Source organism: Providencia sp. TYF-12 (assembly GCF_041344805.1).
Taxonomy (GTDB): Bacteria; Pseudomonadota; Gammaproteobacteria; order Enterobacterales; family Enterobacteriaceae; genus Providencia; species Providencia huashanensis.
In genome coordinates, this window is the sequence record NZ_CP166833.1 from 3,426,820 (window position 1) to 3,439,962 (window position 13,143).

General features: G+C 40.2%; 13 protein-coding genes. 7 read left to right on the forward strand and 6 right to left on the reverse strand.

Annotation, left to right across the window (positions count from 1 at the left end; genetic code table 11):
- Positions 1–124: 124 nt before the first annotated feature.
- Positions 125–1,216 (reverse strand): YbfB/YjiJ family MFS transporter, encoded by a 1,092-nt coding sequence (locus ABE954_RS15825; protein WP_094301199.1) that lies wholly within the window; start codon positions 1,214–1,216, stop codon positions 125–127.
- A 351-nt stretch (positions 1,217–1,567) separates the two neighbouring features.
- Here ABE954_RS15825 and moeA point away from each other — a divergent pair, with 351 nt between their 5' ends.
- From moeA to ABE954_RS15840, 3 genes are all read left to right on the forward strand, one after another.
- The gene (gene moeA, locus ABE954_RS15830) at positions 1,568–2,809 is read left to right on the forward strand and encodes a molybdopterin molybdotransferase MoeA (protein WP_042846582.1); all 1,242 of its coding nucleotides are present in this window, start codon (positions 1,568–1,570) and stop codon (positions 2,807–2,809) included.
- 29 nt (positions 2,810–2,838) lie between these two features.
- Positions 2,839–3,567, forward strand: a complete 729-nt coding sequence (gene moeB, locus ABE954_RS15835; RefSeq protein WP_208292477.1) for a molybdopterin-synthase adenylyltransferase MoeB — start codon at positions 2,839–2,841, stop codon at positions 3,565–3,567.
- Between the two features lie 186 nt (positions 3,568–3,753).
- Positions 3,754–4,089 (forward strand): zinc ribbon domain-containing protein YjdM, encoded by a 336-nt coding sequence (locus ABE954_RS15840; RefSeq protein WP_042846644.1) that lies wholly within the window; start codon positions 3,754–3,756, stop codon positions 4,087–4,089.
- Between the two features lie 111 nt (positions 4,090–4,200).
- Here the strand turns inward: ABE954_RS15840 and ABE954_RS15845 are convergent, their stop codons facing one another.
- From ABE954_RS15845 to ABE954_RS15855, 3 genes are all read right to left on the reverse strand, one after another.
- Complete coding sequence (locus tag ABE954_RS15845) at positions 4,201–5,775, reverse strand: ABC-F family ATPase (protein ID WP_208292030.1); 1,575 nt, start codon at positions 5,773–5,775, stop codon at positions 4,201–4,203.
- Positions 5,776–6,049: 274 nt separating this feature from the next.
- Entirely contained in the window at positions 6,050–6,508 is a 459-nt protein-coding gene (locus tag ABE954_RS15850; RefSeq protein ID WP_042846585.1) for a GNAT family N-acetyltransferase, read from the reverse strand.
- A 33-nt stretch (positions 6,509–6,541) separates the two neighbouring features.
- The gene (locus ABE954_RS15855; RefSeq protein WP_129466763.1) at positions 6,542–7,117 is read right to left on the reverse strand and encodes a TIGR00730 family Rossman fold protein; all 576 of its coding nucleotides are present in this window, start codon (positions 7,115–7,117) and stop codon (positions 6,542–6,544) included.
- 310 nt (positions 7,118–7,427) lie between these two features.
- Here ABE954_RS15855 and rhtA point away from each other — a divergent pair, with 310 nt between their 5' ends.
- The gene (gene rhtA, locus ABE954_RS15860; RefSeq protein WP_042846587.1) at positions 7,428–8,315 is read left to right on the forward strand and encodes a threonine/homoserine exporter RhtA; all 888 of its coding nucleotides are present in this window, start codon (positions 7,428–7,430) and stop codon (positions 8,313–8,315) included.
- 326 nt (positions 8,316–8,641) lie between these two features.
- On the forward strand, positions 8,642–9,145 hold the full coding sequence (gene dps / locus ABE954_RS15865; protein WP_042846588.1) for a DNA starvation/stationary phase protection protein Dps: 504 nt from the start codon (positions 8,642–8,644) through the stop codon (positions 9,143–9,145).
- Positions 9,146–9,293: 148 nt separating this feature from the next.
- Here dps and dinG read toward each other — a convergent pair whose 3' ends face one another.
- Complete coding sequence (gene dinG, locus ABE954_RS15870; protein WP_131680499.1) at positions 9,294–11,402, reverse strand: ATP-dependent DNA helicase DinG; 2,109 nt, start codon at positions 11,400–11,402, stop codon at positions 9,294–9,296.
- Between the two features lie 249 nt (positions 11,403–11,651).
- Between dinG and ABE954_RS15875 the strand changes: the two genes are divergently transcribed.
- Complete coding sequence (locus ABE954_RS15875; protein ID WP_164975526.1) at positions 11,652–11,813, forward strand: hypothetical protein; 162 nt, start codon at positions 11,652–11,654, stop codon at positions 11,811–11,813.
- 37 nt (positions 11,814–11,850) lie between these two features.
- A complete protein-coding gene (gene sseA, locus ABE954_RS15880; RefSeq protein ID WP_371025582.1) occupies positions 11,851–12,690 on the forward strand; it encodes a 3-mercaptopyruvate sulfurtransferase in 840 nt (279 codons plus the stop codon).
- A 91-nt stretch (positions 12,691–12,781) separates the two neighbouring features.
- Here the strand turns inward: sseA and ABE954_RS15885 are convergent, their stop codons facing one another.
- Complete coding sequence (locus ABE954_RS15885) at positions 12,782–13,030, reverse strand: GlsB/YeaQ/YmgE family stress response membrane protein (RefSeq protein WP_042846591.1); 249 nt, start codon at positions 13,028–13,030, stop codon at positions 12,782–12,784.
- Between the last annotated feature and the right edge of the window lie 113 nt (positions 13,031–13,143).

Here is a 13,143-nt window from a genome sequence, read left to right on the forward strand (position 1 = left end):
AATCCAGTATAACCTCAACTGCGGGAGTGAAATATTTGCATGTCCATAGGCAACTTTCTTCACCATAGTAATCCTATGATTTAAAATCACTATCACATATATAATATGCTGAACTAAATATTTATTAACGAAGCTCACGTTTAGGGTAACGATAAACCAATAATCCGCCTACTACCAAGGCGATAAGTGCGATATATAGCGCGGGTTCCAATCGCCCTGTTAAAGACGTGGATATAAATGATAGCGTTGGCCCTATTAATTGCCCAATAGCATAAAATGTTGTCAATAACCCTGCCATAAAACGGTTATGATCGGGTGCAAGTTCACGCCCTAATTGAAGCGCTAACTGCACCGTACACATAAAACCTGAACCGACCAATACCGCAGAAAATGCTAAACCTGAAATGTCGGGAACCACTTCCGCAATCAAAATACCGAGCCCTTGTAACCACAAGCTAATCGCTAAACGATTACGGGTTGTTGACAAATTTCGTAGTAGCATAGCTAATACAATCCCAACAACCGCTGATGCCCCAAAAATAGGCCAAACAAACTGGGCAAATAAGCTATCCGGGAAACGCTGTGCTGCCATTTGCGATAAAAATGTAGCAGGTAAAATATAACCAAAACCAGCCAACCCATAACACCAAACCAAACGTTTAATTTCTGGGGTTAGTATTAATTTTTTTATTTCACCAGAAGGCCTTTCCCACTGCCCTTTGCGGGGTAAATATCGGCTAATATATAAGCTTAAGATCAGCGCTAGTACCCCATAAATAATCCAAGCTTGGCTAGCCGTTAAATGCCAACTTTGGATAGCAACAGCCAGCACACCACTAATAAAAATCCCAGCACCTGTGCCCGCAAAAACAGCAACACTGAGTGCTGGCCTATTTAACCGAGCAAGGGTTTCATTCGCCCATGCTGCGACAAGAACTAATGCTATTCCACTCGCCCAACCAATCACAAAGCGGGCAACGCTGTGTAAAATAGGCCCATTTAACAACGCGCTAAGCAGAGTTATCACTACCGCGCCCCAAACACCTAACCACATGCGCTTTTCAACGTGTGAGCGTGCTCTCATCGCATCAAATGAGCCAAGTAAATAACCAAGATAATTACAAGCAGCAACAACACTGGCAGTCGATAGTGTTAACTGATGTTCTTTGATCATTAAAGGCACTTGAGGGGTTAATGTAAATCGCCCTATCCCCATCACCACGATTAAGGAGAGAAACCCCGTAAATGCGATATGAAAAGCCTTTGCGCTATGGCTTGGAGAAAAAGTTATTGGTTTTATTGACACTATATTCACTCATATTAAGCCTGAATATTATTGTTATATAGAATAATTCAATTTCTAACTTTTAACATTATTTCAACAAATCAAGTATGCTTTTCGTGCAGTTTATTATCGCTTAATTCATTGCTCACTAATATAAATCTGACTAAAAGCTATTTGTAATCAATTTCTATTCATTCACCCAATCAGGTATTTCTGCCATAATATGCATTACCAACACATTTTTAGCCTCAAGGCATATAACAATAATGAGGGTTATTATTTATGGATCAGTGTCATACTAACGATTTGATTTCTCTAGAGCTTGCATTAGAAAAGCTACTCTCTAACACTAAAACCGTGACAGGCACAGAGATCATTCCACTGACCAGCTCAGCTCAACGTATTATCGCCACTGACCTGATTTCCCCGATTAATGTTCCACCATTTGATAATTCTGCGATGGATGGATATGGTTTATGTTTTGCTGATTGGGATGGCAAAACCCCATTGCCAGTTGCCGGTAAATCTTTTGCAGGTAAACCGATGGAGGGGGAGCTTAAAGCAGGTTGCTGTATCCGTATTATGACCGGAGCTCCAATTCCCCAAGGCGTTGATACCGTAGTTATGCAAGAATCAACAGAGCAAACTGAGCAGGGTATTATATTCACACAGCCAATTAAAAAAGGCAGTAATATTCGTAAAGCGGGGGAAGATATTGCCCAAGGTAGCGCAGTGTTCCCTGCGGGCACATTACTGACAACAGCGCAATTACCCCTTATTGCGTCATTAGGCATTTCTGATGTGACCGTCTATCGCCGTTTAAAAGTTGCCGTTTTCTCCACCGGAGACGAGCTACAGGCTGTTGGCCAACCATTAGCTGACGGGCAAATTTATGACACTAACCGTTTTACCGTTCGCCTGATGCTCGAAAAACTCAACTGTGAAATATTAGATTTTGGCGTGATCCCCGACTCCCCAGAGAAACTAAAACAGACTTTTATCGAAGCCGACCAACAAGCAGATTTAGTGATCAGTAGCGGTGGTGTTTCTGTGGGGGAAGCTGACTATACCAAACAAATTTTAGATGAGCTTGGTTCGATTGGCTTTTGGAAGTTGGCAATAAAACCGGGGAAACCTTTTGCTTTTGGCAAACTCAGCTCTTCATGGTTTTGCGGTCTACCAGGAAACCCAGTTTCTGCTGCATTAACCTTTTATCAGTTGGTACAACCGCTGATCGCCCGCCTCTCAGGGCACAGCCAATGGTGTACACCGCTGCGTTTTAAAGTACCAGTCACTACACCACTGAAAAAAACACCGGGCCGCCTTGATTTCCAACGTGGTATTTTAACGGCCGACGAACAAGGGCAATTACACGTCGCCACTACTGGCCACCAAGGGTCGCATGTATTTAGCTCATTTAGCTTAGCGAACTGTTTTATCGTATTAGAAAGAGAACGCGGTCGAGTTGAAGCGGGAGAAATGGTCGAAGTTGAAATGTTTAACTACTTATTGAAAAGCGAATAATTATCGTGCAAGAACTCAGTGATGACGAAATGCTGCGTTACAACCGCCAAATTATCTTACGCGGGTTTGATTTTGACGGGCAAGAAAAACTCAAATCCAGCCATGCGCTCGTTATCGGTCTAGGTGGCTTAGGTTGCGCAGCGACCCAATACCTTGCGGCAGCTGGAGTCGGTCACTTAACCTTGGTTGATTTTGATACGGTGTCATTATCAAACTTGCAAAGGCAAATTTTGCACCGCGATGCAACTATTGGTGAGCCTAAAGTTAATTCAGCTAAATCGCAGCTTAGTGCTATCAATCCGCATATTCGTATTGACACAGTTAATATGCAATTAGATGACCAACAGCTTGACGAATTAATTAAACGCCATGATGTGGTCTTAGACTGCACCGACAATGTAGCCATTCGTGAGCAGTTAAATCGTTTATGTTTACCTCATAAAAAACCATTTATTTCCGGTGCAGCTATTCGCATGGAAGGTCAATTGTCCGTTTTTACTTATCAAGATGATACCCCATGCTATCGCTGCTTAAGCCGGTTATTTGGAGAAAATAGTTTAACTTGTGTCGAGGCTGGTGTGATGTCGCCTTTAGTTGGCACTATTGGTACCTTGGAAGCGATGGAAACGATTAAATTACTGGCTAACTATGGCCAAGTAAATTCGGGGAAAGTGTTGCTATTTGATGCTATGACTATGGATTTTCGCCAATTTAAGCTAACTAAAGACCCACATTGCGAAGTATGCGGTCAACACTAATAATCAAACCAAGTTCAATTAGGCGGGAAGTTTCTCGCCTTTCCATTACACTTGCAGTAAATTAAGAATAATCTGAAAAAATATTTTTTTTGCCCTTTCACCTTATACTATCCCTCTTTTGTGGCATTTACGGCTAGCGCTGTTACCACAGTTTATTATTTTGATAACGTTACTGAGAGTATGAATATGCAATTCCCTCCTTGCCCTAAATGTCAGTCTGAATACACCTATACTGATAATGATATGTATATCTGCCCTGAGTGTGCGCATGAATGGAATGATGCCGAGCCTGAAGCTGATATTGATGAGCTCATTGTAAAAGATGCCAATGGCAACCTATTAGCTGATGGCGATACTGTCACTGTAGTTAAAGACCTTAAAGTCAAAGGCAGTTCTTCAATGCTGAAAATCGGTACCCGTGTGAAAGGGATCCGTTTAGTCGAAGGTGACCATAATATTGATTGTAAGATTGACGGTTTTGGCCAAATGAAGCTGAAATCTGAATTTGTTAAGAAGAACTAAGTAAGCATTAGCTTTCTTTAAATAAAAAAGCCCCCCAAATGGATTGTCCAATAATTGGGGGGCTTTTTAGTGACTGAGCATACTCAATCGATACTAAAAGTTAAAATATGATTAGAGCACTACGCCTTGGCTAGTTAGATACTCATCATAACTTCCTTTGAAATCAATAACTTTATCTTCTTTGATTTCTAAAATGCGACTTGCTAGTGAACTTACAAATTCACGGTCATGGGAAACAAATATTAGCGTCCCCTTATACATTTCAAGGGCTAAGTTTAATGACTCAATAGATTCCATATCCAAGTGGTTAGTGGGTTCATCCATAATTAACACATTCGGCTGTTGCATCATCAACTTACCAAACAGCATACGGCCTTGTTCACCACCCGATAATACTTTAACTTTTTTCTTAATATCATCTTGAGAGAACAACAAGCGACCTAAAATACTGCGTACCGCTTGCTCATCATCACCTTCATTTTTCCACTGGCTCATCCAGTCAAAAACAGTTAGGTCTGTTTCAAAATCTTCGGCATGGTCTTGTGCATAATAGCCTATCTTACTGTTTTCAGACCATTTAACCACACCACTGGTGGCTGGTTGTTCGCCCATCAGTGTTTTTAAGAAAGTCGTCTTACCAATACCATTGGCACCGATCACGGCCATTTTCTCGCCCACTTCCAACAGTAAATTGACATTTTTGAATAGTGGACCTTGGTCATAACCATTTGTTACTGCTTCTAATTCAAGCGCATTACGGAATAGTTTTTTCTCTTGCTCAAAACGAATGAATGGGTTTTGACGGCTAGAAGCTTTAACTTCATCAAGCTGAATTTTGTCAATTTGACGAGCCCGTGAAGTTGCTTGCTTCGATTTAGAAGCATTTGCACTAAAACGGCTCACAAAAGATTGTAGTTCAGCAATTTGCGCTTTTTTCTTCGCGTTATCAGAAAGTAAGCGTTCGCGAGCCTGTGTCGCAGCAATCATATATTCATCATAATTACCGGTAAATAAACGCAATTCACCGTAATCTAAGTCCGCCATGTGTGTGCACACCGTATTTAAAAAGTGCCTATCATGGGAAATAATGATCATTGTGCAATTGCGGTCATTCAATACTTGCTCTAACCAACGGATAGTATCGATATCCAAGTTATTCGTCGGCTCATCAAGCAATAAAATATCTGGGTCAGAGAATAATGCTTGCGCCAAAAGTACCCGCAATTTCCAACCTGGAGCAACCTCGCTCATTGGCCCATAATGCTGCTCAACAGGAATACCCACACCGAGTAATAATTCGCCAGCTCGAGCTTCCGCACTGTAGCCATCCATTTCACCGTAAGCGACTTCTAAGTCAGCAACTCGATAACCATCTTCTTCGCTCATTTCAGGAAGTGCATAGATTCTGTCGCGTTCTTGCTTCACATTCCACAGTTCGATATGACCCATAATTACTGTATCTAGCACAGTGTATTCTTCGAATGCGAACTGATCTTGGCGAAGTTTACCAATACGTTCATTTGGATCTGTCGTACTCACATTTCCTGAAGTTGGCGTTAAGTCACCACCTAAGATCTTCATAAATGTCGATTTACCTGCGCCATTTGCGCCGATCAAACCATAACGGTTACCAGTTCCAAATTTAACTGAAATATTTTCAAACAGCGGCTTACTGCCAAACTGCATAGTGATATTGTTCGTTGTTAACACTGCTATGCCTTAAATTAAACGGTGTAAAATAACCTGCGATGAATAAGTTTATATGACAACAGCGTAAGCGAACGGAAATCCCCCAAAATGGGTATTTGGATAACAAAATAAATTTCACACGCCAGTCATTTGAGTACATAGATTACAGCAGGTATAAATAGCGGCGCATTATGCCATATTACGCCGCTTAGATCTTGTGCTGTTTTTAGCGGATTAATAACACAGAAGGAAAAGTTGATTTAACACCAAACTAAAGTTTAATCCCCATTGTCCGGCTGATCTCGGTTAATCCTTCTCGTTCATAAAACTTAATGGCTTGGCGATTTTGTGCCAGCACTGAGAGTTCTAGGTGGCTAAATTGTTTGCTCTTCGCCCACGATTTCATGCCATTTAACAATTCTTGACCTGCTTTTTTACCACGAAAATTCGGGGCAACTACCAAATCAAAGATATAACCAAAGTTTCTAGGGACGATGCAATTATAAGGATCGGCAGATTGTTGTTGAGCAATACAAAACCCTTTAATTTCACCTTCAAATTCAGCTACTAACAGATGAAATTTATCATCAGTTATTGCATTCTCAATAAACTCAAGAGCTTGCTGAGCTGGCTTAATCCGTTCAGGGTCAAATGCAGCCATTTCCGCAAATAAAATTTGATAAAGTGATGAAATAGCCCCTACATCGCTTTTTATCGCTAGTCTTATCATCGTTCTTTCCGTTTATTGCATTAAGAAGAGACGTTAGTCGTAAGTTTTAACTGGCGGCGCAATATATGATTCAAAACTATTTAGTATCCTCTCTGGGGAATCATCAACTATTGCCATATGACGATATTTTTCATGTAAAAAACCTTCATCTGCCATCTTATTAGTCATATCAACTAATGGCTGCCAATAATTATTGATATTAAACAGAGCACAAGGCTTAGTATGTAAGCCAATTTGGCTCCATGTGAAGACTTCTGCGTATTCTTCCAAAGTGCCATAGCCCCCCGGTAAAGCAACAAATGCATCCGCAAGCTCAATCATTTTATTTTTTCGTTGATGCATAGTGTCTACTTTATACAGCTGCGTTAAATTTTTATGCGAAATTTCCCGCTCTTCTAATAACGATGGGATCACCCCAACAACATTCCCCCCTAAAGCAAGGATGGTATCAGCAATGGTTCCCATAATTCCTACGCTCGCCCCACCATAAACTAACGTGATATTACGTTTAACCATCTCTTTAGCAAACTCTATCGCTTTTTGCTGATAGATTTCATGTTTTCCCATGCTTGAACCACAATAGACGGCAACGCTTTTAATTTTTCCCATTTGACCCTCATTTCCCTTTTGATTATGACTTTTTTAGAAAAGAGGATTATACGAGCCTAATATAGAAGCTCAACCCTACATTATTTGTCATAATGAAATTATTATAAATTTTTGCTTATAGCATTACTCTTAATCTAAACTTAGCTATAAAGCACTTTATCCCCTAGGGTAGAAGGTTATTGGCAATAAAGAAATATAAAGCCTCTTGTTTTTATGAGATAATCATTAAGAAATTATTTTTCATAACCAAATACTTATTTTCTAAATATTTATTACCAACTCAGTTACGTTTTCCGAGGTTTACTTATTTATGTCTGCCGACACAAAAAAGAGCGCTCTGCCGCTATTGCCTATAGGGTTATTACTGCTTGCAATGGCCTCTATTCAAAGCGGTGCATCTTTAGCTAAAACTTTATTTCCTGTTATCGGCGCTCCCGGTGTTACTGGTTTACGTTTATTGCTGGCTACAATTATACTCTTTATTATTTTCAAGCCTTGGCGCTTAAAATTCAGAAGAAGCTCACTCGTCCCATTGCTCACATATGGTTTATCCTTAGGTACGATGAACTACCTATTTTATCTGTCACTAGAGCGGATTCCATTAGGGATAGCAGTTGCATTAGAATTCACAGGGCCTTTAGCGGTCGCGATGTTTTCATCTCGCCGACCTATCGATTTCCTTTGGATAGCTCTTGTTATAACTGGGTTATTATTCTTACTGCCTATTGGCGATAATATTAATTCCATTGACCCACTAGGTGCTATTTATGCGCTAGGAGCTGGTGTTTGTTGGGGGATTTATATTATTTTTGGTCAGCGAGCAGGAGCCGGTTATGGCGCAGCAACTGTAGCTATCGGTTCATTTATCTCGGCCATGATCTTCTTCCCGATAGGTTTAATGCAAACAGGGTTTGAAGTCATGTTTGACCCTTCTATTTTGCCTCTTGCATTAGCGGTAGCCATTTTATCGACCGCATTTCCTTATACATTGGAAATGATTGCACTCACACGCTTACCAGCTCGTACATTTGGTACGCTAATGAGCCTTGAACCTTGTATGGGGGCATTTTTAGGTATTGTTTTCTTACAAGAACACTTAACAATGACTCAATGGCTAGCTTTATTGTGTATCGTTTGCGCTTCGATAGGCTCTACCTCGACCGCTACGCCTAAATCAAAAATTGAGAAAGTTTCTTAGTCTATTGTAAAATAGGCTAATTAGTACATTAGGTTAATAAAGACTGTCTTTCCTGTGTTTATTAACCTTTTTTGATGTAAAGATTTATTCATCTGTTTGAAATAATCATTTGTTATTTTTATTTTAATATTTAAATATTCATTAATTACATCTATAGCACTTATTGCAAAAAACAATTAATCCTCAACATCCACAATGAATTAAAGCATATCGGATAGACCTATTAAATTAATCGTTTATTACGCTATGACAAATACACTTTAATATTTTATATTTATTAGCAGATGAGGTTATTAAACAAATTCATATTTAAGAGAGGATGAATCATGAGCACAGCTAAATTATTTAAAGCATCTTCAACTGAACTTTTATATACCCGTAATGATATGGAAGATAGCGTAAAATTGGAAACCATTGGTATCCTTAATGTTATGGTAGTCCATTTTACCGATCTCTCTTTGATGACTAAACAAGCACATTGGAATATGCGTGGTCGTAACTTTATTGCAGTTCATGAAATGTTAGACGGCTTTAGGTCAACCCTTGTGGAACACTTAGATGAATTTGCTGAGCGTGCTGTCCAATTAGGTGGCGTAGCAATCGGTACAACCCAAGAGGTTAATCGTTTTACCTCTTTAGAGGCTTACCCTATCAATATTCACAGTGTACAAGACCACTTAAAAGCCTTAGCTGATCGCTATGCTGTTGTGGCAAATGATATCCGTAAAGCCATTGATGAAGTCGAAGATGAAGACACCGCTGATATGTTTACCGCAGCTTCCCGTGATATGGATAAATTCCTTTGGTTCTTAGAAGCAAATATTGAGTAATGTCGTACCCTAGAGTCAATTTTAATTGACCGAAGGCCACAGCAATGTGGCCTTTTATTTTTGCTTAAAAACCAATATTTACTACTTTTATATCACCATTGATATTTTTCTAAAATAGACCAATAGCGATATAAACCGAATGACTTCCCTATGGTTTTTCAGGCATTTTAGGATGCTCAATAGGGAATACAGGCAAAGCATTTAATAAACGCTTTCCATAATTTTTTGTCAGTAAGCGTTTATCATAAATAATTATTTCACCATAACATTCATGACTACGAATTAGCCGACCTGCCTGTTGGATTAAATTAAATGAAGCACTTGGTAAACTTTGTACTTCAAAAGGGTAACGTTTCAATGACTTTAGCCAGTCACCTTCTGTAATAATCACAGGGTTTGTTACCGGAGGAAATGCAATCTTATGAATATGGACTTGGGTAAGATACTCACCTTTTAAATCTAACCCTTCCGCAAAAGATTGCAAACCAACCAAAGCACTGGATAGCCCTTGGTTAATTCTTTCACAATGTGTTTCGACTAACCGATAGCGAGGCTGATCCCCTTGAACTAAAAGCTGTAACCGTAGGTCTTTAACATGCTCAAGGAACCCTTCCATTGCACGTTGGCTGCTAAACAATACCAAGACCCCACGGTGAGTATCTTTTATAAACTGCTCACGGAAAAATGCCGCCATTTCAGCTAAATGCTGAGCTTCACTATGAATAGTTGGCTCATATTCCATTTGAGGAATAATAATTTTCCCTTGCTCAATATGATTAAAAGGCGAAGAAAGGGTGACAAAACGATCATCATTTTTTTCTGATAGCCCTGTCAGTTCCATAAAACGTGAATAACTGTTTAGAGACCTAAGCGTTGCCGAAGTAATCACAATATGTGGGACATTTCGCCACAGTAAATGTTGCAATTGCTCGCTAACGCGGATCCCCGCGCAATGCATAAAGACGCGTGATTGGTTTTTTTCATAGCGCCGACTTAGCCATTTAGATATTGGCGCCCCTGAGCTTTGGTCTAAGGCTGCCAAACGCCAAAGCTTTGCCATATTTTCAAAATAACCCATAGCCCGACTAGTTGTTAAAATAGAGCGATGTAAGCGAACAATGTCTTGCTTTGCCGTTTGTTCAGTTAAATCGTTTAATATCGCTTCTGCTAACCCTTTTAGAGCATCCGTTTGCTTAAAGAGCATTTGGCAACTTAACTGCATTGGCTCTGGTAGTACCCCTAGAGGAAATAAATATTCATTCTCTTTCGACGTTTCAGGTAGTAAAGCATTCGCTAACATAGAAAAATCACGAAATGACTCTCGTAATTTTTCAGCATGTTGTTGTAGCCGCTCCGGATTAGCTAATTTTGGCGGCTTTACTGGCCGAAACTGCCCCATATATTGCCCTACATGATGAATAAAATTATCAAGCTGAGCAGTTAATTGAACTAACGTAATTTCACCTTCAACTTCAAGGGCATCCCTTGCGACATCAGGAACATGGTGCCCTTCATCAAGTACTAGTAATAATTTTTTAGGATCAGGTAGCACCGACTCGCTTTCCATCGCCGCCATCACTAATGCATGGTTTGCAACCACAACATCTGCATCTTCAATTTCCCGTCTAGCAATAAAAAATGGACAGCGCTGGTAAAATTGGCAATTTCGGCCTAAACAATTCATTTTATCTGTGCTGACTTTACGCCATAAGTTATCACTGAAAGAGCGCTTATGGTGGTCCCTTAGGCCATCCCATGCAAAACTTTGGAAATCATGGCTAAGCTGTTGGCAGATAGCCCGCTCTTCGCTATTTGCGACCTCTGTTTTATCTTCCACTAATAGCATTAAGTCAATTTGCTCGCCTTCTGCCGCACAGATTGCGGCTAAATTGCGAGGGCAAACGTAACGTGCTCGGCCAAATGCGCCAGTGTATTTCAAATCAGGAATAATTTTGCTCAATAACGGCAAATCTTTGCTATAAATCTGGTCTTGCAGCGCCACATTTGCCGTACTGACGACTAGCGTTTTACCTTCGGCTCTTCCCACTGCAATACCAGGTATTAAATAAGACAGCGTTTTCCCCACCCCTGTCGGCGCCTCAATAACAAGGTGGCGACCGTCATCATCTGCCAAATTTTTTGCTACTTCCGCTATCATCTGACGTTGTGGTGCTCGGGGAATAAACCCATCAATTTGTGATGACAGCCCCTTATACCACTGGGTTATTTGTTCTTTAATTTTATTCGACAGGGACATAAGTTATGCAGATGACCAAAGTTAAGATAAAAGATAATGAATCTGAAAACAGAAGGGAACGCCAAAACAATTTGTTTGCCAAGCGCTTCGCAAAACTACTGTATTAAACACCATTATACATAAAAATTGGGAAGCCTTTTGCAAAACACCAACTCATACGCAGAAAAAGCAGCTTTTAACTTGTTTGCAACACTCATCCAGTTATACTTTGTGTTCTTATTACTACTATGATTACGCAGGCCACAGAAAATGAAAAAGGTTGTTATCGCACTTTGCGCATTATGTGCTTTTGGCTCAGTAGGCGGCATTGTTTTAGCTGGCATGAATATTTACACTCGTTCAACGACACCTATTGAACAGGGGCAACAACAATCCCCCTCAGTATTACCAGCACCTAATCAAGTGCAATAATTTAGAGTCATTTATCAAACCAGCATGGAGATAGCTTATGTACAACGACTATTTTGTAACCCCTCAATGGTTAAACGCACATCTGTTTGATGGCAATATCATTGTACTTGATGCCTCATCTCCCCCACCAACCGCTCCTTATGACTGCCGTCAACGTTATCTAGAAGAACACATTCCTAACGCTCAGTTTTTTCATCAAGATGAAATCGCCGATAAATCCTGTGACTTACCTCATATGCTACCAAGCGCTGAAGTATTCAGCCACGCCGTTGGAATGATGGGTATAGGCAATGAGACGCAAGTTATTATTTACTCACAAAATAATTTATTTTCATCGCCTAGAGCATGGTGGACTTTCACCACTATGGGCTGCAATAACGTTAAAATTTTAGCGGGCGGTATCGATGCATGGAAAGCTGCAGGATTTACTGTTCAATCTGGTGAGGTTCCCCCTCCTGAAACTAAAAAATTCACGGCCTCACGTAAAGACAGTAATGCACTGAACCAGCAACAAGTACTTGATATTGTTCATGATGGTAAAATTCAAATTATTGATGCCCGTGCCACTGCTCGCTTTCTAGCTCAAGCACCAGAACCTCGCCTAGGGTTACGTATGGGGCATATTCCCGGCAGCAAAAATGTCCCGTGGGACCTACTGGTTGAAAATGGTATGTTTAAATCCCCAGAACAACTGAAAGCCATTTTTAATGAGCAAGGTGTTGATATTAATGCACCATCAATGACAACATGTGGCTCTGGGATGACCGCAGCTGTAGTGTTGATGGCCCTTACACTTTTGGGTAACCATAATGTACGGTTGTATGATGGTTCATGGGCACAATGGGGGCAGGATAATGGCCTTCCTATAGAGCCATAACTAATCAACCTTTTTCGATAACCCATAAAAGATATAAGCCACTAACTTGTCTGAGTGGCTTATATAATAGATTTTACTAACTAAGAAAGCGTTATTTTACAAATATACCCGCTAAGAACAGCACCACAATTGCCCCGATAACAGCGACAACAAAACTACCAAAGTTGAAGCCGTCAACCTTCCCTTTGCCAAAGAAGGTGCTAATGTACCCACCAACAACCGCACCAACGATCCCTAGCACAGTGGTCATAATAAACCCCATATGGTAAGTACCTGGCATTAGCCACTTAGCTAAGATACCTGCAATTAAACCAAAAATAATCCAAGCAATAACTCCCATCTTACTCCTCCTAGACTAGGTTGTTGCACAGTAATATTCTAAAAATCTTATATAATAGTAGTAAATAAGTTAACTAAACCACTACCATATCAAATAAGTAAAGACCCTATAAG

What these genes read in the sequence shown, in the direction of transcription:
- ABE954_RS15850 (WP_042846585.1), bottom strand. Translation starts at nt 6,508, where the DNA reads ATGATAAGACTAGCGATAAAAAGCGATGTAGGGGCTATTTCATCACTT.
- rhtA (WP_042846587.1), top strand. Translation starts at nt 7,428, where the DNA reads ATGTCTGCCGACACAAAAAAGAGCGCTCTGCCGCTATTGCCTATAGGG.
- ABE954_RS15855 (WP_129466763.1), bottom strand. Translation starts at nt 7,117, where the DNA reads ATGGGAAAAATTAAAAGCGTTGCCGTCTATTGTGGTTCAAGCATGGGA.
- moeB (WP_208292477.1), top strand. Translation starts at nt 2,839, where the DNA reads ATGCTGCGTTACAACCGCCAAATTATCTTACGCGGGTTTGATTTTGAC.
- ABE954_RS15885 (WP_042846591.1), bottom strand. Translation starts at nt 13,030, where the DNA reads ATGGGAGTTATTGCTTGGATTATTTTTGGTTTAATTGCAGGTATCTTA.
- dps (WP_042846588.1), top strand. Translation starts at nt 8,642, where the DNA reads ATGAGCACAGCTAAATTATTTAAAGCATCTTCAACTGAACTTTTATAT.
- ABE954_RS15840 (WP_042846644.1), top strand. Translation starts at nt 3,754, where the DNA reads ATGCAATTCCCTCCTTGCCCTAAATGTCAGTCTGAATACACCTATACT.
- moeA (WP_042846582.1), top strand. Translation starts at nt 1,568, where the DNA reads ATGGATCAGTGTCATACTAACGATTTGATTTCTCTAGAGCTTGCATTA.
- dinG (WP_131680499.1), bottom strand. Translation starts at nt 11,402, where the DNA reads ATGTCCCTGTCGAATAAAATTAAAGAACAAATAACCCAGTGGTATAAG.
- ABE954_RS15845 (WP_208292030.1), bottom strand. Translation starts at nt 5,775, where the DNA reads ATGCAGTTTGGCAGTAAGCCGCTGTTTGAAAATATTTCAGTTAAATTT.
- ABE954_RS15825 (WP_094301199.1), bottom strand. Translation starts at nt 1,216, where the DNA reads ATGGGGATAGGGCGATTTACATTAACCCCTCAAGTGCCTTTAATGATC.
- ABE954_RS15875 (WP_164975526.1), top strand. Translation starts at nt 11,652, where the DNA reads ATGAAAAAGGTTGTTATCGCACTTTGCGCATTATGTGCTTTTGGCTCA.
- sseA (WP_371025582.1), top strand. Translation starts at nt 11,851, where the DNA reads ATGTACAACGACTATTTTGTAACCCCTCAATGGTTAAACGCACATCTG.